We start from the raw sequence: 20,133 nt of genomic DNA, 5'->3' as shown, positions 1-20,133 counted from the left end.
CCGGACCCTCCGCACAGCCTGGGCGCCCCAGCCCACCACCCCCCGCATCGATTCGCCGCACCACGTTGGATTGGAGGAACGGGTCGGGTGACCTTCGACCGGTCAGAACCCGCCCCGCCCACGATGGAGACCACTGACAACAGCCTCACCTGGCTTCTGGGAAACCTGCTGGAGCGTACGCCGGGCACGCGCCACGCTCTCGTCCTGTCGCGGGACGGCCTGAAGCTGTGCTGGACGGAGCACTTGACCGAAGACCAGGCCGACCAGCTGGCGGCCATCTGCTCCGGTATCCAAGCCCTCTCCCAGGGCGCTTCCGCCGAGTTCGGTGACGGATCGGGCGGTGTCCGGCACTCCATGACCGAGTTCCACGGCGGCCTGCTGTGCATCGTGGAGGCGGGCGAGGGCGCGCACCTCGCGGTCGTCGCGCAGGAGAGCGCCGACCCGGGCGTGGTGGGTCATCACATGACGGAGCTGGTGGAGCAGATCGGGGACCATCTGAGGGCCGAGCCGCGCGCCTCCGTCGGCCCGGGTGCCTCCGCGTGATCCGCAAACCCGTGGACGTCGGCGATCCGGACCGGCTGTACATGGTCACGGACGGTCGCAGCGAAGCCGACGACACCTTCGACCTCGTCACGCTGATCGTCAGTGAGTGCGAACCCACCGCGGGGCTGCAGTCGGAGCACGTGCGGATCCTCGAGCTGTGCCGGCATCCGACGGCACTGGTCGAGATCGCCGCCGAGTTGAAGCTCCCCATCACCGTCGTACGCATTCTGCTGGGCGACCTGCACGACATGGGCAAGGTCAGCGCCCGGCACCCCCGCGCCGCCGAGTCCGTCGCGGGCCTCCCCGAAACAACCCTGCTCCAGGAAGTGCTTGATGGACTCCGCCACCTCTGAGCTGCCCTTGCAGCGCACGCCGCTGGCCGATGCCGCCGAGACCGGTCTGAAGATCATCGTCGTGGGCGGCTTCGGCGTCGGCAAGACCACCTTGGTCCGCTCGGTCAGCGAGATCCGGCCGCTGAACACCGAAGAGGTGATGACGCAGGCGGGTGAAGGCATCGACGAGACGGCCGGTGTGGAACGCAAGACCACCACGACCGTCGCCTTCGACTTCGGGCGCATCAGCCTGAGCGAGCAGATGGTGCTCTACCTGTTCGGCGCGCCCGGTCAGGAGCGCTTCTGGTTCCTGTGGGACCGGCTGTTCTCCGGCACGCTCGGCGCGGTCGTCCTCGTGGACACCCGCCGCATGGCGGACTCCTGGTATGCGATCGACCGGCTCGAACACCACAAGACGCCCTTCGTGGTGGCGGTCAACCGCTTCGACGGCGACGAGAGCCGGTTCACGCTCGACGAGATCCGTCAGGCACTGGCCCTGGGTGAGCACGTGCCCATGATCGACTGCGACGCGCGGGTCAGGGGCTCGGTCAAGGAGGTCCTCATCGCTCTCGTGGACCACCTGTACACACTGGCGCTGGCCCAGGAGAGGACACCGTGAGCGACACCGCCGACTCCCCGTCCACGAACAATCCTCCTCCGGGGTGCCCCGCGCACTCGTCCGCCGTGCATCTGGCCGGACTGGAGTACCAGCAGACGCCGTCACAGCTCTACCGCGCCATGCGCCAGAAGCACGGGGCGGTCGCACCGGTGCAGCTCGACGGCGACATCCCCGCCTGGCTGGTGCTCGGTTACCCCGAGGTCTGTTATGTGACCGTGCACGACGAGCTGTTCGCTCGGGACTCCCGGCGGTGGAACCAATGGCCGCACATCCCGGACGACTGGCCTCTTCTGCCGTACGTGGGCTACCAGCCCTCCGTGCTGTTCACCGAGGGAGCTGAGCATCAGCGCCGCGCGGGTGTCATCACCCAGGCGCTGGAGGGCGTGGACCAGTTCGAGCTGGCCCGCGAGTGCCAGCTGATCGCCGATCAGCTGATCTCCTCGTTCTCCGGAAGCGGCCAGGCCGAGCTGATGAGCACGTACGCGCACGCCCTGCCCGCCCGTGGCGTGCTGTGGATGTGCGGCATGCCGCAGGGCAGCGCGGACACCGAGCGTCTCGTCGAGGATCTGCGGATCTCCCTCGACGCCGGCGAGGGAGACGACCCGGTGGCGGCGTACATGCGCGTCGGTGAACGCATCATGCAACTGGTGAAGGAGAAGCGGGAGCGGCCCGGTCCCGACGTCACATCGCGGATGCTGCTGGATCCCGCCGGGCTCAGCGACGAGGAGATCGTGCAGGACCTGATCTCCGTCATCGCCGCGGCACAGCAGCCGACCGCCAACTGGATCTGCAACACCCTGCGGCTGCTGCTGACCGACGAACGCTTCGCGGTCAACGTCTCGGGCGGTCGTGTCAGTGTCGGCGACGCGCTCAACGAGGTGTTGTGGCTGGACACACCGACGCAGAACTTCATCGGCCGCTGGGCCGTACGTGACACACAGCTCGGCGGACGCCTCATCCGCGAGGGCGACTGCCTGGTCCTCGGTCTCGCGGCCGCCAACACGGACCCGCACATCTGGCCGGAATCACACGTCGGCGCCGAGAACTCCGCTCATCTGTCCTTCAGCAACGGCGAACACCGCTGCCCGTATCCGGCACCGCTCCTGGCGGACGTGATGGCACGGACGGCGGTGGAGACCCTCTTGGAACACCTTCCCGACCTCGTACTGGCCGTGGAACCGGAGGAGCTGACGTGGCGCCCGTCCATCTGGATGCGCGGTCTGACCTCGCTTCCGGTGCAGTTCACTCCGCAGGTGCGGTAGCCGCATGCCCTCCGCGTGCCGGGCGGGATTCCCGGCACGCGGAGGAGGCAATTCAGCGGGACAGCGGCATCAGGCCGCGGACGGCGTGAAGTTCACCGGCAGGGCCTTCGGGCCGCGGGTGAAGACGCCCTGCTCGACCGGGTCGAATCCGTCGGCGAGACGGAGGTCGGGCATGGCGTCCAGCAGTTGGTTCACACCGACCTCGACCTCGGCCTTGGCCAGCAGCGCGCCCACGCAGAAGTGCCTGCCGAGCGCGAATGCGAGGTGGTCGGCGGCGGCGGAGAACGCCGAGGTCGTGGTGAGGTCGTCACGGAAGATGTCGAACCGGTCGGGCTCACGGTAGCGCTGCCCGTCCCGGTTGGCGGCGCCGATGAGGCAGGTGATGGTGGCGCCGGCAGGGACGGTGCCACCGGTGAGCTCGACCTCGGTGGCCGACTGCCGCATGATCATGTGGACCGGCGGCGTGTAGCGGAGGGTCTCCGCGAAGGCGGCGGGGATCAGGCTGCGGTCCTCGCGGACGGCCGCCAACTGGTCGGGGTTGACCAGCAGGTTCGCCAGGATGCTGGCGATCGCCTTGTCGGTGGTCTCCCCGCCGGCAGCCAGCAGCAGGCTGCAGAAGGCCTTGATGTCCTCGTCGCTCATGCGGACGCCGTCGACCTCGGCGGCACACAGTGTGGACAGCAGGTCGTCACCCAGGCTGTCGCGCCGCTCGCGGATGATCGGGATCATGTACTCGGCGAATTCCACCCGGGTACGTTCCCCTACGGCCGTCACCTCGGGATCGCCGGACAGGTTGCCGAGGAAGGCGATGACAGCCGTGTACCAGCCGTGGAACCGGGCGTGGTCGGCCTTGTCCAGGCCCAGCATGTCCGCGATGACGTTGACCGGGAAGCGGGTTGCATAATCGCCGACGATGTCGGCGGATCCGGAGTGCCGGAAGGCGTCGATGAGTTCGCGCGAGTTGCGCTCGATGACCGGCAGGAACTTCTCCTGCAGATCGCTGCCCCGGAACGCGGGGGCGACCAGGGCCCGGCGCACCGCGTGTTCACGGCCGCTGAGCTGCAGGATCGTCTTGCCGTGGACCGGTTCGAGCTGCCAGTCGTAGTTGTCGGTGGTGAACTGGCTCTGTTTGTCCTTGAAGACGCGTTCCACGTCTTCGTAACGGGAGATTATGTAGCTCTTGGTGGCCTCGTGCCAGATCAGGGGCTTTTCTTCCCGCATCACCGCATAGGCGGGGTAGGGATCCGCGGCGAACTCGGGCGAAAGAATGTCGGGAAGCTGCTGCGCAGCGGACACGGAACTCCTCAGGTAGATGCCTGCCGTCGGATGCCAGGTTATTGATCTTTTGACTCGTCAAACAGGCCAGTACTGGCGAAAGTTGAGCGTCGTATCGTCTGCCGCCGTCGGGTGGCGCGACCCCCGGCCGACGGCATGAGCGGACTGCGTCTCAGCGCAAGGACCGTGCGCCGGGGCGAAAGACGGCTCGGGCCCGGTGCCCGAGAGTGGACGCCATACCGACGGCCGGCCGGCACATCGGCTCGGCCGCGCCGACAGAACGCGGCGGCGTCCAGGCCGCCACTCGCCCGGATCACGCCGACGCCCTCGGGTGAACCGCAGGAAATTGGCGCGATCGAGGACACCCTCACCCCTGGCGTGGAGCGGGTGATGCGCGCAGTGGCCCAGGCCCATCTGCGGACCGGGGCACCGATCACCGTGCCCTGCTGCACGTAGCGGGTCGACCGGCCGAGATCCCGCGCGACGGTGACGACGTCGAGATCGTCGTCGCAGGCGTGGGTCCTGACCAGGGCGCGCCACGGTCCGCCACGGTGATCCGACTTGCGCCGTGCAGATCGGTGAAAGCATCGTCCCAGGCGCTCACCGAGCAGATGGGCTCAGTCCAATTCCGGCGATACAAGCCTCATGGTATCCGTCCGACCTGCGACCGAAGCGACCACCGTTGCCCGAGCGGCGCGGTGTCTCGTCGCAACTACAGGGCCAGAAGGGCCTGTTCCACGACCTCGGTGAGTGCGGGGTGGATGTACAGGACGTCCCGGCCGATCCGGTCCACCGTGAGGCCCAGCGTCATGGCCTGGAGCAACGGCTGGATGAGCGTCGCCGCCTGAGGGCCGATGATGTGTGCCCCGAGAAGCCTGCGGTCGTGAGGACTCGCCAGGACCTTCACGAAGCTGGTGGTGTCCTCCAGCGCCCATCCGTATGCGGTGTCGGCGTAGTCGCGGACGCTCGCCAGATAGTCGATCTCGCGGTTGCGTGCCTCCTGCTCGGTCAGTCCGACACCGGCGATCTGAGGGCTGGTGAACACAGCGTGCGGAGCCAGGGCGTTGGGCAGGGTGCGCAGGTCCTCGGGATGCAGAATGTTGTGGCGTACGATCCGCGATTCGGCGTTCGCCATGTGCTTGAGCTGAAAGTGATTGGCCACGTCACCCAGGGCCCAGATGCCGGGTACCGACGTGCGGTAGGCCGAGTCGGTCACGATGTGGCCGTGTTCGTCGAGTTCCAGCCCGCCGGCGACCGCGTCCAGCCGATCGGTGTTGGGCCGGCGGCCTGCGGACACCAGGAGCATCTCGGCTTCGACCACCTGCTCCCCGTCGGGTGAGGTCACAGTGAGCGCGACGCCTCCGGAACGCCGCTCGACGGAGGTGATGCGGGCATCGAGCAGCACGCGATGCCGCCGCGAGGCGAGTTCGGTGAACCGGGCGGAGATCTGCTCGTCCTCTCCGGTCAGCAGGCGCGGCCCCCGGGTCACGACCGTGATGTCCGTACCGAACGCGTCGAATACATGACCGAACTCCGCCGCGATGAAACCGCCGCCGATGACTGCCATGGAGGAGGGCACGTCGTCGATCCGCATGATGGTGTCCGAGGTGTGGAAGGGAACGGAGTCCAATCCCGGGATGTCCGGCACCACAGGCCGTGATCCGACGGCGACGACGAACGTGTCGGCGGTGATCCGCTCGGTTCCCACCTGCAGCACCTTGGGCCCGACGAAGCGTGCCTCCGTGGTGTACACGTCGACGCCGTTCTTCCTGCGGTAGTCCAGCGCGCCGTCGTGCAGCGGATCGATGCGCCGGAAGATCCGGTCGCGGACGGCCCTCCAGTCGACGCGCTCGACGGTGGCATGGACGCCGAGCCGGGCCGCGGCCCGGGCGTTTTCGACCGCGTCGGCGACAAGGACGTACATCTTGCTGGGAATGCACCCGCGGTTCAGGCATGTGCCGCCGAAGCGGTTCGGCTCCACGACGGCGGTGCGCAGATGGGCGAGTTCGTCGGCGAGCAGCATGTTGCCGCTGCCGGCCCCCAGGATCACCAGATCGTAGCGCTGCACGCCCGTCCACCTTTCTCCGGCGAGATGTGTGGCCTTGCGGCGCGTGGCCTTGCGGTGAGGCCACAGGCCCGCGGCTGTGTGAGGATCGACCGCACGGTCCGCTTCCCGCGGATGCCTCCTAGGTGTCTATCACGCGGAATGCGATGTCGAGGGATGACGCCGCTGCGGCATCCGGGCTTGGCGCGCGGTGGATGCAGGGCGCACCGGGGTCACGACGAGGGCGTGCGGTGCCGGGTCGGCTGCTCGGCCCAGATGGTCTTTCCCCGCTCGTGATAGCGCGTGCCCCACTGGTCCGTGAGGTGCGAGATGATGAACAGCCCCCGGCCGCCTTCGTCGACGGTGCGCGCATGTTTGACATGCGGGGCGCTGCTGGCGGAGTCGGTGACTTCGCAGGTCAGCATGCGGTCGTGGATGAGACGCAGTTGCAGGGGTGGTGCGCCGTAGCGAATGGCGTTGCCGACGAGTTCGCTGACGATGAGTTCGGCGGTGAACATGGTCTCCTCGTCCATGTCCCAGGCCCGGAGCCGCTCACGGGTCACCTTGCGGGCGATGGACGCGGCTTCGGGGTGTGCGGGCAGTGCGCGGGTGAGTACGCGATCGCCGGGCAGTGCCGTCGTCCGGGCGAACAGCATCACCTGGTCGCCGGTGTGGGGCGCGCCCGTGAGCGCATGGGCGACGGCGTCGCGGAGATCGGACAGAGGCCCTGCGCCGACGCCGTCCGCGAAGGTGTTCTGCGACGCGGACCGCATCAGGACATGCGGGGCGAGCCCGGTCGTGCCCAGGGCCAGTGTGCTTCCCTCGGGGAGGCTGACGGTGGCGGCGGGGAAGGGGGCGTTGCCCTTTCCGGCGAGCGGGGGACCGGGAGGTACCGGCAGGACGAGGGTGGACCCGTCGGGGAACACGGCGACCGGCTCGGGGAGGCCGGCCCGGGCGATCGTACAGTTGAGCTCGATCGGGTCGTGGACGGCGATGATGCAGCCCGCGGTGAGCTGTTCGGTGTGCAGTGGATCACCGGGGGGCAGCGCGGCGCATGCCGCGGCGATGCGGTCGGCAGTGTCGTTCAAGCGCGCGAGCAGCTCGTCGGGCTGCAGGTCCTGCGCGACCAGGGTGTGCAGCGCGGTGCGCAGGAAGCCCATCGTGAGGGCCGCGGCGATGCCGTGCCAGGCGACGTCGCCGACGATCAGCGCGGTCCGTGCGCCGGGCAGAGCGATGGTGTCGCAGAACGCGCCGCCGCCCTCCGGGTCGGCGATGTGCAGATGGCAGGTCTCGACGGTGCTCTGTGTGGTTGGTTGTTGTGGCAGGAGCCTGCGCTGGAGGGTGGCCGCGGTGATCCACTCACGCATGTAGCGACGGGCGTCCTCGATACAGAGCGCGGCATGCGCACACACGGAGGAAGCCACCTCGAGGTCCTCCTCCTCGAAGGGGTCCTGCTCGTGGACGCGGTAGAAGGCGACCATGCCCAGCGCCCGGTCGCGCAGTGCCAGAGGCGCCACGATGAGCGAGTGGGCGCCGGCTCTCCTGATGGCCTCGGCGCGGGCCGGATCCGCCGCGGGCCAGGGGTTGTCCTCCCCGATCGGGACGAGGCGCGGCCGGAGATCGGACAGCACGTTCCTGAACGGCGTGCCGGCCGGCGGCGGGCGCACATCGGCCATCGGGTGCGCCGGGCTACCGCCGTGGAAGGCCGCTCGGCGCAGGGGGATGTCCTCGCGGACCGGGACCAGCGGAGGCTCCTCACCGCGGACGACGTCGTCGATGACCTCGACCACGGCGATGCCAGCGAAGGCGGGAACGACCACCTCGACGAACTCCTGGCACACGGCGCCCACGTTCGGGCCGTGGCGTACCCGCGCGCGGACGGAGTTCAGGAGGTCCAGCCGGTCCCGTGCGTTCTCCCGATCGGTGACGTCGAGGGTGGAGGCCACGAGTCCGAGCACCTGGCCCCGGGAGTCCTCCAGACGGACGTAGGAGACGGAGTGGACGCGGCGCTTGGTGCCACCCGGGGTCCTCGCGCTTCGCACGAGCCGGTTGACGACCGCCGCTCCGCTGTCGAGGACGCCCTGCGCCACGGCCGTCTCCCGCTCGGGGTCCTCGAGGTCGTACACCCGGGTGAAATGCGTGCCGAGCAGGCGTCCCGTGGATGTGTCGCGCAGTCCGGGGGTGCTCGCGCGGACGACACGAAGCCGGGCGTCGAGGACGTGCAGCCCCGTGGGGGAGTGGGCGAACAGCGTCTTCAGGATCGCCGCATCCTGCTCCGGCGTGGGCTCCGACGACGTCCGTACCTCCCATGTCACCCGTGCGCCGCGCAGTACCGGCCTGACCAGGACCGCGGCCGCCTCGGGGATTCCTCTTCGGCGTCCTGTGTCGTCGGCGCCCTCCCGTACGAGTGTGGAGACGTGCCGGCCGACGGCCTCCTCGGCCGACCACCCGAACAGTTCCTCGGCCGCATGCCCCCACTCGACCACCCTGCCGGCCTCATCGATGAGGATGAGCACGTCACCGCTGGGCATGGCAAGCACCTCCGGATCCATCTGTGCCCGTCCTGCGGCGACGACAGGCCCCCGCGCACGGCAGCTACACCGATCGGCTCAGCCCGCGTTTCTCCGGCGGCGCCGCTGCGCCATGGGCGCGGCCACCGCCACCCCGCTCTGCTCCAGCCGGGTGAAGGACTCGCGTCTCGGGTGCCGGCTCGGTGCACCCCCCGGACGGGCAGGTGCCTGTCTGCGCCGTCGACGGACCACAGGGGCGTACGGGGGCAGGCGGCCGGACTCTGGTGCGCACGACGTCAGGGGGGCGGTGGGGGGGTGATTCAGCGCCGGGCGAAGCGATCGGCCGTCGCGGGCGACGGAAGGGTTTCCGGGACAGCCGAAGGCCGGTCGCGGGGTGTGCCGGAGCCCGGGACGAGCTAAGGCACGCCGGCGCCGTCGGCGGACGGCGGGCACGGCGCGGACGACCTGGCAAGGGGCACGATGCTCGTCCGCGCCGGGGATCAGTGACGTTGGCCGTCGGACCGCTCGCGGTACAGGGTGAACCGCTCGAAGACGCTGAGCTCGCCGTTCGGCCTGTTGACCTTGTAATACGTCACATGCATCCGCGTGGTGTCACCGGGGAAGCGGCCGGGATCGACGGTGAAGGCGGCCAAGCCGTAGGGGTGGTCGACATCGCGCGTGCCCATCCAGATCACCTCCTCCTTGGCGTACACCGAGGTGTGTCCACCGTCGGGGTCGCCGGTGACGGCGGTGATGACCTTGGCGGTGCCGTCCTTGAAGAAGGACTGGTCGATGGTGCCGGACACACCGCGCGATGACGGCTCCTCCAGCGTCCGAGTGGATGACCGGACTTGCATACGCCGGCTGCGTCGACGGGGTGAATCACGCATGGCGACCGCAGGAGCGGACGGCGCCCCGGCCGCAGATGTTTTCCCAAGACTCCGTCTTGATGGAGCACGGTCCCCGACGCCCTCGCGGAGCGTGAGTGGAGGGCGATCTCGCGCCTTCGAAGCCTCACTTGACGTCGTGTCAGGCGAGGTCGTCAACGCCCCTTCACTGTGGTCGAGTCAGGGCCGGCGCCGGGACCGCGGCGGGTGCCGAGGCGTTCTCGCAGCACAGGGTGCCTCCACTGGGCGTGGAGGCACCCGGGCTCCCGGCGGGCCGGTGACTACTCGGTGAGGCGCAGGTAGTCGAGGTTGAAGCCGCCGGTCCCGCAGTAGACGGTGATCGGCTGCTCCCCGGCTGCGAGCGTGACGGTCGTGTGCACGGACCGGTAGTCGCTCCAGGCGTCCGTCGCGGGGACCGACACCGTGGCCAGTGTGGCTCCGCTCCGGTCGCGCAGGGACAGGGCGTCGGGCGCCGCGCTACCGGTGCCGTTGGCGACGCGCAACTCGACGTCGTAGGTGCCGGACTGCGGCACGTCCACGTCGTACCGGAGCCAGTTGCCTGCGGCCGTCCAGCCCACGTTCCTGCCCCCGCTCGCCGCGGCGTTGCTCTCGACGAAGTTGCTGCCGTCCGCGGGCCAGCCGTGCTGGTCGGTGTAGTTCTCCGCCTCGATCCTCTCGCCCACCGGGACGGCGTGCGGCCGCACGGTCAGGTGGACGCCCAACTGGTCGCGGGCCCGGCCGTCGGTGGCGTAGAAGGTCATGTCCTGCTCGCCCGCGGCCGTCGGGTGGATCGTCACCAGGCCGGTCGCCGGGTCGACGGCGACCCCGTCCGGCAGTTCCTCGGCGTAGTAGGCCGGCCGGTCCCCGTCACGGTCGGTGGCCCGCAACTGCAGGTGCACGGTGCTGTACTGGTCGGCGACCACCTCGGTGCTCCCGCTGAGGACGGGGGCGTGGTTGCGGTGGTCCGCGGGGGCGTGGTCCTGCCAGCGGTAGGTGGCGAACGAGCCCGCCGGGACGGTGACCACGAACGAACTGCCCGCAGTGACGACCCTGACCTCGGTGTCGGTGTCGTTCGTGTTGCCGAGCACGGCGACGAACCTGTCGGCGCCGGACCGGAAGACCACGTTGCTGATCCCGTGCTCCGCCGCGCTGGACTCCAGGCGCACATCACCGGGGGAGAGGTACTTGGCGAACTGCCCGAGGCCGTAGAGCTCGTCGCGGACGGTGAAGTCCTTGGCCGTGGTGTCCACCGTGACCAGCCGGTCCGGCCACTTGGTGGTGGCGGCGACCTGGTCCCAGTCGATGTTGTTGTCCCGCGCGGGCGTCCAGTGCAGTGTCCCGCCGTCCTGGTCCGTCGTCTGGGCCCACAGGATGTAGGAGCCCGCGTCGAGACGGAAGTCGCTCAGCAGGGTCGAGGACGACAGGTCGCTCGTCTCCGTGAGGTGCACGGGCTTGCCGGTCTCCTCGTAGGCGTCGCGCATCACACGCGGATCCCCCCAGTAGGGGTGGAAGGCGATGGCGTCCGCAGCCTTCCGGACCTGCCTTCCGGTCACCGAACCGTCGGGGGCGTCGTCGAAGATGCGGTGGTAGTTCTTGGTGGCCGTGCTGTTGGGGTCACGCCAGTCCCAGAAGTTGAAGTCGTGCACATAGAGCTGGGTGTCGAGATGGGCGGCCCGGAACTCACGCTTGATCGCCAGGGCCAGCTTCTGCTGCTGGGCGACGCTGATGTCCATGGCCGGGTAGACCACGTCCATGCCCGGCTCGTTGAGCATGGTCAGGGCGTCGACGCGGACGCCGTGCCTGGCGTAGGCCTGGACGAACTTGACGTAGTAGCGCGCGAACACGTCGATGCAGTCGTCGCGCAGCTTTCCGACCTGGTAATAGTCCGTGGTGCTGCCGGGCCTGAGTGCGACCTCTCCGGTGAACCGGTTGTTCGTCTTCATCCACGCCGGCGCGCTCCACGCGGAGGCGAAGAAGGTCGCCTTCGGGTTGTAGCGCTGGATGAGCTTGATCGTGTCGACGATGTGGAGGTCGGTGTCCCGCTGGATGGAGAAGTGCTTGAGGCCGAAGTCCTCCGAGACGCCCGCCGGGAGGTCGTCCTCCGACCAGAAGGGCAGATGCTCGATGAGGTCCGGACTGCCGATCGTCAGCCGGAAACGGTCGAGGCCCGCACCGTGTCTGGGGTCGACCAGGAGCTTGACGGCCTCTTCGCGCTTCGCGGGGGTGAGCTTCCACAGGTTGGAGACGCTCGTCTCGTCGAGGGAGAAGCCGATGCCCGTGTACTGCTGCCGGGTGGTGCTCGGATCGACGACCACGGTGGCATCGGCGGGGGCGTCCTTGTCCTCGCCCACGCGGACGCTCGGCAGCGGTTGCCATGCGTGGGCGGCGCCGGTGGAGTAGGTGCCGGTCACGACCGGGCCCCGCCCGGCCGGTTCATGACCGGAACGGTCCGCATGTGCGGTGGGGCCCGTGCCTACCAGTGCGGTCAGCGCCGTGACCGCCACGGCGGCGATCGCGCTGAGAGAACGTCTCACAGCTTCTCCTGGAGTCTGGGGATACCGGGGATTTGTGCTGTGCCAGGTCGGTGGTAGGGAGCCCGTCGCATCGGCAACGGCAGCCGTGGTCATGTGGCTTGTCAGGGCCTGCCGCCGCGGTGTCGACCTCCCTCGGCGACGCGGGCCGGCCTTGTTCCGGAAAAGGGACCGGCCGGCCTGTTGCCGCGGTACGGGCGCCCGGAAAGGGGTCGGTGGGCGTACACCCCGACATGGCGTCAGTCACTCCGACCGCCCCCTCCCGCCTCACCGACGGGTTGGATCCAAGCAATTTCACTGGTGTTAAGTCAAGGTGTGAAGAAAGGGTTTCCGGCTGATCCCGGAGTGGGGAGCGGAAGGGGCGCCCGCTCGGCGGGATTTGCGTGGACCTGTACGGCGGACGGGCCTCCGTCCGCCCGTGACGCGATCGCCGTCGCGGCGCAAGGGCGGGGTGGGTTCCCCGCTCCCGAATCGGGGCGCTCGGCAGTAAAAGAAAAAATTTCGGCAAAGTGGTTGGCGGCCGAGAACCGGGGCGGCGTTCCTTCCAAGGAAAAGGCGTGTCCGGCCTGTGTTCATGGTGCCGTTCTGCGCGAAGCACCCCCGCGCCAGTCGTTGCGGCCGCAACTTCCCATACGTCCCGCCCCTTTCGGGCAGGTCTCGATCCCTACCGGGAGTCTTGACAGAAGCCGCTTCGCGGAACAGCCTTTGGCAACGTTGTCAGGCAACGTTGTCATACCGCTGAAGCTCGTGCTGGCCGAGCCGTCCATCCTGCCGGCGTCTTCTTGTGATTGGACTTCCCACCCATGGCACATCAGGCGCATCCGTCGCGTCACCCCTCTCGACGTTCCGTCGTCGCAACCGGCTCCACTCTTTTGGCAGGGTTCGGTCTCGGCACCGTGTTCCCGGGGACGAGTTCTGCCGCTGAGCCCGCGTCCACCGGAGCCACGGCGGCCCCGGGCGAACTCGCCGCGTACCGTCCCGTCTCGGTCTCCTCGACGGACTACGCGCCCACCCCGGGCGAGTTCGTCGTGGACCGGATCACCGCGCAGGGAGTCCGGGGCACCGGCTGGCGCGCCGCGGCCGGCGACCCTCAGTGGATATCGGTCGACCTTCAGGCGGACTGCCAGGTCACCTGGATCCGCCTCACGTTCGAGGCCGACGCGAGCGACCCGGTGTTCACGCCTCCTTCCAGCGGCAACTGGGCCGACGGCACCACCGGCAAGGAGATCCTGTCGAGCTACGCGGTGGACTTCGTCGTCGAGACCTCTCGCGATCACAAGTCCTGGACCAGCGTGTATCGCACCACCGCGGGCACCGGCGGGGTCGTGGAGATCCAGCTGCCGAAGCCGGCGACGGCCCGCTGGGTGCGGATGACCGCCCGCAAGCGGTCCAACCCCAACCCGCTGGGTCTGAACGGTTTCGAGGTCTACGGCATCGCCAAGGGCCACCGCCCGTCGGCCACCGGCTGGACTGACTGGGGCACCCATCACGACAGGGCGCCGCAACTGGTGGTCGCCGACGACGGCACGGTGCCGCTGGAGTCCGGCTGGACCCTCACCATGGACGACTGGGCGGGCGGCGACGGCGCGCAGCTGTCCAGGGCGACCGTGGACACGAGCGGCTGGCTGCCTGCCACGGTTCCCGGCACGGTGCTGGCCTCGCTCGTCGACCAGGGCAAGCTGCCCGACCCCGTCATCGGCCTGAACAACCTGCACATCCCCGAGGCGCTGTCGCGCCACTCCTGGTGGTACAAGCGCGACTTCGATCTGCCGCGCGGCCTGCGGACCGGGGCCGGACGTCATGTCTGGCTCGAGTTCGACGGCATCAACCACCGGGCGGACATCTGGCTCAACGGGCAGCAGGTCGGCGGGGTGACCTATCCCTTCGCCCGCTCGTCGCACGACATCACGGCGCTCCTTGCCGCCAAGGGCGAGAACGCCCTGGCAGTGAAGATCACGCCGATGCCCGTTCCCGGCAGCCCTGGTGACAAGGGCCCGGCCGGTGAGTCCTGGGTGGATGCAGGCGCCCAGCAGATGAACCTGAACTCGCCCACCTATCTCGCTTCCTCGGGATGGGACTGGATGCCCGCGGTGCGCGACCGGGTGGCGGGCATCTGGAACCATGTGCGGCTGCGATCCACCGGGCATGTCGTCATCGGCGACCCGCGCGTCGACAGCGTGCTGCCGCAGCTCCCCGATACGTCCGTCGCGGAAATCACCATCGTGGTCCCGGTTCGCAACGCAGACTCCGCCGACCACAAGGCGACCGTCTCCGCCTCCTTCGGCGATGTGCAGGTGTCCAAGGTCGTCACCGTCCCGGGCGGCAAGAGCCTCGACGTCACCTTCACCCCTGACGCCTTCACTCGGCTGCGGCTGCGCAACCCGAAGCTGTGGTGGCCCAACGGCCTCGGCAGCCCCGACCTGCACGACCTCACCCTCGTCGCCTCGGTGGACGGTGCGGAGAGCGACCGGCGCGTCAGCCGCTTCGGCATCCGTCAGTTCGGCTACGAGTACAAGGTGCCGCTGCCCTTCGTCGCCACGGGTGACGCCTATACGCAGTCGGTCGACCTCGGCAGCCGGCAGGCCCGCTACGTCCGGATCAGATGTCTGACCCGGGCCACCGGCTGGGGCAGTTCACTGTGGACCCTGTCGGTGTTCGACAGCGACCGGCCGGGCACCGACCTCGCCCTGCACGCGCCCGCCACGTCCTCCAGCGTCGACGGGGACGACCACGGCCCGGCCAACGCGACCGACGGCGACCCCGGCACCCGCTGGTCCTCCTCGTACGAGGACGACCAGTGGATCCGCGTCGACCTGGGCTCCCAGCAGTCCTTCGACCGGGTCGACCTGGTCTGGGAACAGGCCTACGCCGCGAGCTACGTGGTGCAGGTGTCCACCGACGACGCCACCTGGACGGACGCCAAGTCGGTCGACAACACCGCCGTGCCGCTGCCGTTCAACAACGGCGACGCCAGCCTCCAGGTCGAGGACTTCACCGCGCAGACCGCGCGCTACGTCCGCCTCAACTGCGGCCTGCGCAACACCAGCTGGGGCAACTCGCTGTGGTCCCTGTCCGTCATCGACAGCACCGAGCCGGGCACCGACCTCGCACTGCACCAGAAGGCCACCGCCTCGACGGAGGACCCCGACCACCCGGCCGCCCACGCGACCGACGGCAACTCGGGTACACGCTGGTCCTCGCAGTACGAGGACCACCAGTGGATCCAGGTCGACCTCGGATCCGCCCGGCGTTTCGACCGGTTGGCGGTCGTGTGGGAGCAGGCCTACCCCAAGACCTATGTCATCCAGGTGTCCGCCGACGGCGACAGCTGGACCGACGTGAAGTCCGTGTCCAACAACCCCGACCCACTGAAGATCAGCGTGAACGGGGTGCGGGTCCTGGCCCGCGGGGGTAACTGGGGCTGGGACGAGTTGCTGCGCCGCATGCCCGCCGAGCGGATGGACGCCGCCGTCCGGATGCACCGCGACATGAACTTCACGATGATCCGCAACTGGGTCGGCAGCAGCAACCGTGAGGAGTTCTACGCCAGTTGCGACGAGCACGGCATCCTGGTGTGGAACGACTTCCCCAACGCCTGGGGCATGGACCCGCCGGACCACGACGCCTTCAACACCCTCGCCGCCGACACCGTGCTGCGCTACCGCATCCACCCCAGCGTGGTCGTGTGGTGCGGTGCCAACGAGGGCAATCCCCCCGCCGCCATCGACAAGGGCATGCGCGACGCGGTCGAGCAGCAGGCGCCCGGGATCCTGTACCAGAACAACTCGGCCGGCGGGATCATCACCGGTGGTGGCCCCTACGGCTGGGTCGAGCCCGAGAAGTACTTCGACCCCTCCACCTACGGCAGCAGGGACTTCGGTTTCCACACCGAGATCGGCATGCCCGTGGTGTCCACCGCGGCCAGCATGCGGAACATGACGGGCGACGAGCCGGAGTGGCCGATCCGTGGCGCGTGGTACTACCACGACTGGAGCGAGCACGGAAACCAGGCGCCGCAGAACTACAAGGCCGCCATCGAGGACCGGCTCGGCACGGCCACGGACCTGGACGACTTCGCCCGCAAGGCACAGTTCGTCAACTACGAGAACATGCGTGCCATGTTCGAGGCGTGGAACGCCAACCTGTGGGACAACGCCAGCGGCCTCATGCTCTGGATGTCCCACCCGGCCTGGCACAGCACCGTCTGGCAGACCTACGACTACGACTTCGACGTCAACGGGACCTACTACGGTGCCCGCACCGCCTGTGAGCCCCTGCACGTCCAGGCCGACCCGCTGAAGTGGGAGGTCCTCGCGGTGAACCACACCGCCAGGGCGGTCAAGGGGGCCACCGTCACCGCGCGTGTGTACGACCTCTCCGGCCAGCAACTGGGGAGCGTGAAGCGCGCCAGGGTCGACATCGCCTCGTCCGCCACTGCGTCTGCCTTCACGACCGACTGGACGGACGATCTGCCCGACCTGCACATGCTGCGGCTCACCCTGGAGGACGGCGCGGGCCACCTGCTGTCGAGCAACACCTACTGGCGCCATCGCACGCCGGCCGCCATGAAGTCGCTCAGCACGGCGAAGCAGGTCAAGCTGTCGGCGTCGATCGAGAAGGTCTCCCGCTCCGGCAGCCGGCACGAGTTGACGGCCACGGTCCGCAACCGCGGAACGGCCGTCGCGGCGATGGTCCGGCTCTCGCTGCTCGACGGCGAGGACGGCAGCCGTGTGCTGCCCACGCTGTACAGCCACAACTATGTGTGGCTGCTGCCCGGTGAGTCCCAGACCGTCACCCTCTCCTGGCCCGCCGGGGCGCTGCGTTCGGGCCGTCCCACGCTCGAGGCGGAGGCCTACAACAGCAGCCCCACGAGGGCCCGTTCCTGACGGAGCGCGACCGGCCCGGCCGACCTCCGCACGCACACGTCCGCCCGGCGCGACACCGGGACCGTATGACTCGGTGAGCGCGGGGCGGCGTACGGGCGTGCGGGGTCGCGCGCGCGTCGGTCTCCGTGCTTCGGGCTCGTCGGCCACGGCACCTGCCGTGCCCCACAACAGCCAAGGCCCGCGGGGCACACCGAAGACTCGGTGTGCCCCGCGGGCCGTTGTACGACGCCGATGGTTCAGCCCGCCGTGATGCGCAGCCTGATCGTGCGGGATTCAGGGCGCAGAGCGAACTCGGGCCAGACATCGGGCCCACATGCCCGAGAACCGAGCCCGTGCTGGGCCGCATCGACGATCAGGTGGCTGGTCGTCGACTCGGGCAGCTCGAACGGGTGCCGGGCCTGTGCGATGTCCTGCGGGGTGTGGCGGCCGAGGGTGAAGCCGGGGCGGCGTCCGCGTGTGTCCGGCAGCGTCACGATGCGCAGCACCCTGGAACCGGCGCTGGTCAGGGCCAGCTCCCGCACCTGGGAGCGGTGACCGGTCTCCTGGGGCCGCGCGTACTCGACGGACAGATCGCGGACGGTCGACGAGAAGCGGCCCGTGCGTGCCGCGCGGAGACTGTCGGGGTACGACTCGTGCGGGCCGAGGCCGAACCATTCGGCGCCGTCGACGGGAGCCGCGTCGTCGGGCAGATCGAAACGGATCCCGATCCGGGGCCACACCGTCCGCCAGCCGGCCGAGGGCTGGATCTCCACGCGGAGCTCCAGCTCGCCGTCCTGGAGCGACCAGAGGGTCTCCACCGTCACCGACAGGGCGGAGTGCGCCGCGGAGACCTTGGAGACCGTTCGCAGGGCGTCGGGCGCGCGCTCCACGGACAGACGCCGAGTGGTGAGCCGGTCGAGTCCGTCGCGGCGCCACAGCTCGGCGTGGGACACCCCGGCGATGCTGGCGTCGCTGTCCTCGACCTCACCCGACGTGCCCTCGTCGTTGTCGGTCGGTGCACGGAACAGTTCCAGCCGGGGACCCGCCACGGCACGGCCGGCAAGGCGTACGAGGGACCCGTCGACGAACTCCGCGACTCCCAGCGTCAGTGTTCCCCCGCTCGGCGTCCAGTCGGTGACGGGACGGGCGACCGGCACGGCACGGGGGGCCGAACGGTCCAGCTGGGCCGTGGCGACCACATGCCCCTCGCCCGCCCAAGCGGTGTCGGCGGCAAGAACCGCGTCGATCGTGAGCCACGTCTCCGCGTCGGGCGCCACCGGCACCGACGGAAGGGGCACACGCTCACAGTCGCCCGCCGCGACGACGGAGACCTTCATGTCCCCGGAATCCACCAGTGTGCCGTCGTGCTCGACACGCCAGCGGAAACGCAGGTCGGACGTGTCCGCCGAGTGCCGGAGGTTGGTGACCACGACGTCGTCACCGTCGAAGGCGAAGCGGACCGGCTGCACAACTGCCTTGTACTCGTGCAGGCCGGGAGTGGGGACGTCATTGCTCAGCAGCAGGCCGTCCATCACGAAGTTGCCGTCGTGCACGACCTCGCCGAAGTCGCCGCCGTACGCGTAGTAGGGAGTACCGTCCGGTGCCGTCGTCAGGATGCCGTGATCGCGCCACTCCCAGACGAAGCCGCCGTGCAGCCGGGGATGCCTGTGGACCAGATCCTCGTAGCGGTCGAGTGCTCCGGGGCCGTTGCCCATCGCGTGCGCGTACTCGCACAGCAGGAACGGCTTGGTGCGCTGCCGGGCGCCCTGTGCGGGAGTGCAGTTCATGAGCGGCGCGCGTGATCCGTCGGTTCCGATCTGCTCGGTCTCGAGCACCGACGCGTACATACGGGAGTAGACGTCGGTGTACTCGCCGGCGTGGTCGCCCTCGTAGTGCACGGGCCGTTCGGCGTCCCGGGCGTGGACCCACGCCGACATGGCGGCCAGATTGCTGCCGGTTCCCGCCTCGTTGCCGAGCGACCAGATCACGACACTGGGGTGGTTCTTGTCCCGTTCGACGGTCCGCCGGATACGGTCGAGATACGCCTCGCGCCATACCGGGTCGTCGCTCGGATTGCCGACCCAGTCGAGCTTGTCGAAGCCGTGCGTCTCGAGGTCGCATTCGAGGACGACCCAGAAGCCGAGCTCGTCGGCCAGGTCCAGCAGTCGTGGATGCGGCGGATAGTGGCTGGTGCGGATCGCGTTCACGTTGAACCGCTTCATTCGGGCCAGGTCCGCGCGGGCGTGCTCCTCGTCGAAGACACGGCCGCGCTCGGGGTGGGCCTCGTGGCGATTCATCCCGTGGAACACCACGCGGCGTCCATTGACCAGGAACCGGTCGCCGCGGATCTCGACCGTGCGGAAACCCACTCGCAGGGAGACGGTCTCCGTCGCCGACGACACCGTGGCGTCGTAGAGACGCGGCTGCTCGGCCGACCAGGGCTCCACGCCGTCGATGTCGAACGCGGCCACGTCGGCGGCCGTCGACCAGACCCGCTCGACGCCGAGTTCGGGCAGCCGAAGGGTGACCGGGAACGCCGCCGCATCGGCGGTGACCTCCACCTCGACGCGTCCGCGCCCGTCGTCGAACCCGGCGCGCACCCAGACGTCCTCGATGCCCCCGGCCGGGCGTGCGATCAGGGTGACATCGCGGAAGATGCCGGGGAGCCACCACTGGTCCTGGTCCTCGAGGTAACTGGCCGCCGACCATTGGTGCACCCGCACGGCGACGACGTTGTCGCCCGGCCGCACGGACGACGTCACGTCGAATTCGTGGGCGAGCCGGCTGCCGGCGGCGCTGCCGATCTCGTCGCCGTTCACCCACAGCTTGAAGAGTGACTCGACGCCGTCGAACCGCAGCACGACACGCTCGGCCTCCGACCAGCCGGCGGGCAGGTCGAAGTGGCGGCGGTAGTCACCGGTGGGGTTCTCGTCCGGGACGTGCGGCGGGTCGATCGGGAAGGGGAACTGCACATTCGTGTAGATCGGCCGCCCGTGTTCTCCGTCGCCCTGGAGCACCCAGTGCGAGGGCACCGGAATGCTGTCCCAGCCGCCGTCGTCGAATGCGTCGGCCGTGAAGTCCTCCGGCGCGGACGCCGTCGGGGCCAGGCGGAAACGCCAGGACCCGTTCAGCGAGAGTGAGGGGGCGTCGGAGTGGAGCCACGAGCGCGCAGGGCGTAGTGCACCACGTCCTGGTGTGGGGTCCGAGACGTATGAGGAAGGTTCGGAAGGCACGAGGTCACAACTCTTTCTTGATATCGATGCGG

At 69.3% G+C, this 20,133-nt stretch carries 12 protein-coding genes; 6 read left to right on the top strand and 6 right to left on the bottom strand.

From position 1 onward, the window contains the following. Window positions 1-123: 123 nt before the first annotated feature. From RCR19_RS02160 to RCR19_RS02145, 4 genes are read left to right on the top strand one after another with little or no spacing between them, the layout of a single operon-like run. Window positions 124-543 (top strand): roadblock/LC7 domain-containing protein, encoded by a 420-nt coding sequence (locus RCR19_RS02160; protein ID WP_059126539.1) that lies wholly within the window; start codon window positions 124-126, stop codon window positions 541-543. Then, window positions 540-896, top strand: coding sequence for a DUF742 domain-containing protein (locus RCR19_RS02155; protein WP_331263472.1), 357 nt, complete (start codon window positions 540-542; stop codon window positions 894-896). Before RCR19_RS02160 ends, RCR19_RS02155 begins: the two co-directional genes overlap by 4 nt. After that, on the top strand, window positions 877-1,494 hold the full coding sequence (locus RCR19_RS02150; protein WP_331263471.1) for an ATP/GTP-binding protein: 618 nt from the start codon (window positions 877-879) through the stop codon (window positions 1,492-1,494). The genes RCR19_RS02155 and RCR19_RS02150 overlap by 20 nt, the downstream gene beginning before the upstream one ends. After that, complete coding sequence (locus tag RCR19_RS02145) at window positions 1,491-2,756, top strand: cytochrome P450 (RefSeq protein WP_331263470.1); 1,266 nt, start codon at window positions 1,491-1,493, stop codon at window positions 2,754-2,756. Before RCR19_RS02150 ends, RCR19_RS02145 begins: the two co-directional genes overlap by 4 nt. Window positions 2,757-2,825: 69 nt before the next feature. Here the strand turns inward: RCR19_RS02145 and RCR19_RS02140 are convergent, their stop codons facing one another. Beyond that, window positions 2,826-4,052: a cytochrome P450 gene (locus tag RCR19_RS02140; protein ID WP_331263469.1), complete on the bottom strand. Its 1,227-nt coding sequence runs from the start codon at window positions 4,050-4,052 to the stop codon at window positions 2,826-2,828. Window positions 4,053-4,187: 135 nt separating this feature from the next. Here RCR19_RS02140 and RCR19_RS02135 point away from each other — a divergent pair, with 135 nt between their 5' ends. Then, complete coding sequence (locus tag RCR19_RS02135; protein ID WP_331269315.1) at window positions 4,188-4,487, top strand: hypothetical protein; 300 nt, start codon at window positions 4,188-4,190, stop codon at window positions 4,485-4,487. Between the two features lie 256 nt (window positions 4,488-4,743). Here the strand turns inward: RCR19_RS02135 and RCR19_RS02130 are convergent, their stop codons facing one another. From RCR19_RS02130 to RCR19_RS02115, 4 genes are all read right to left on the bottom strand, one after another. Continuing rightward, window positions 4,744-6,099, bottom strand: a complete 1,356-nt coding sequence (locus RCR19_RS02130; RefSeq protein ID WP_331263468.1) for a mycothione reductase — start codon at window positions 6,097-6,099, stop codon at window positions 4,744-4,746. A gap of 209 nt (window positions 6,100-6,308) precedes the next feature. Further along, window positions 6,309-8,606, bottom strand: a complete 2,298-nt coding sequence (locus RCR19_RS02125; protein ID WP_331263467.1) for a SpoIIE family protein phosphatase — start codon at window positions 8,604-8,606, stop codon at window positions 6,309-6,311. Between the two features lie 479 nt (window positions 8,607-9,085). Beyond that, entirely contained in the window at window positions 9,086-9,391 is a 306-nt protein-coding gene (locus tag RCR19_RS02120; protein WP_331263466.1) for a hypothetical protein, read from the bottom strand. Between the two features lie 362 nt (window positions 9,392-9,753). Next, window positions 9,754-12,006 carry a carbohydrate-binding protein gene (locus tag RCR19_RS02115; RefSeq protein WP_331263465.1) on the bottom strand — a complete coding sequence of 751 codons (2,253 nt, stop codon included), beginning with the start codon at window positions 12,004-12,006 and terminating at the stop codon, window positions 9,754-9,756. Between the two features lie 800 nt (window positions 12,007-12,806). Here RCR19_RS02115 and RCR19_RS02110 point away from each other — a divergent pair. Continuing rightward, complete coding sequence (locus RCR19_RS02110) at window positions 12,807-16,889, top strand: discoidin domain-containing protein (protein ID WP_331263464.1); 4,083 nt, start codon at window positions 12,807-12,809, stop codon at window positions 16,887-16,889. 236 nt (window positions 16,890-17,125) lie between these two features. Here the strand turns inward: RCR19_RS02110 and RCR19_RS02105 are convergent, their stop codons facing one another. After that, a complete protein-coding gene (locus tag RCR19_RS02105; protein ID WP_331263463.1) occupies window positions 17,126-20,101 on the bottom strand; it encodes a glycoside hydrolase family 2 TIM barrel-domain containing protein in 2,976 nt (991 codons plus the stop codon). Window positions 20,102-20,133 lie beyond the last annotated feature (32 nt).

It is taken from the genome of Streptomyces sp. WAC07094, from assembly GCF_036320405.1.
GTDB classification, from domain to species: domain Bacteria; phylum Actinomycetota; class Actinomycetes; order Streptomycetales; family Streptomycetaceae; genus Streptomyces; species Streptomyces lannensis.
This window is presented reverse-complemented; position numbering and strand designations above follow the sequence as displayed.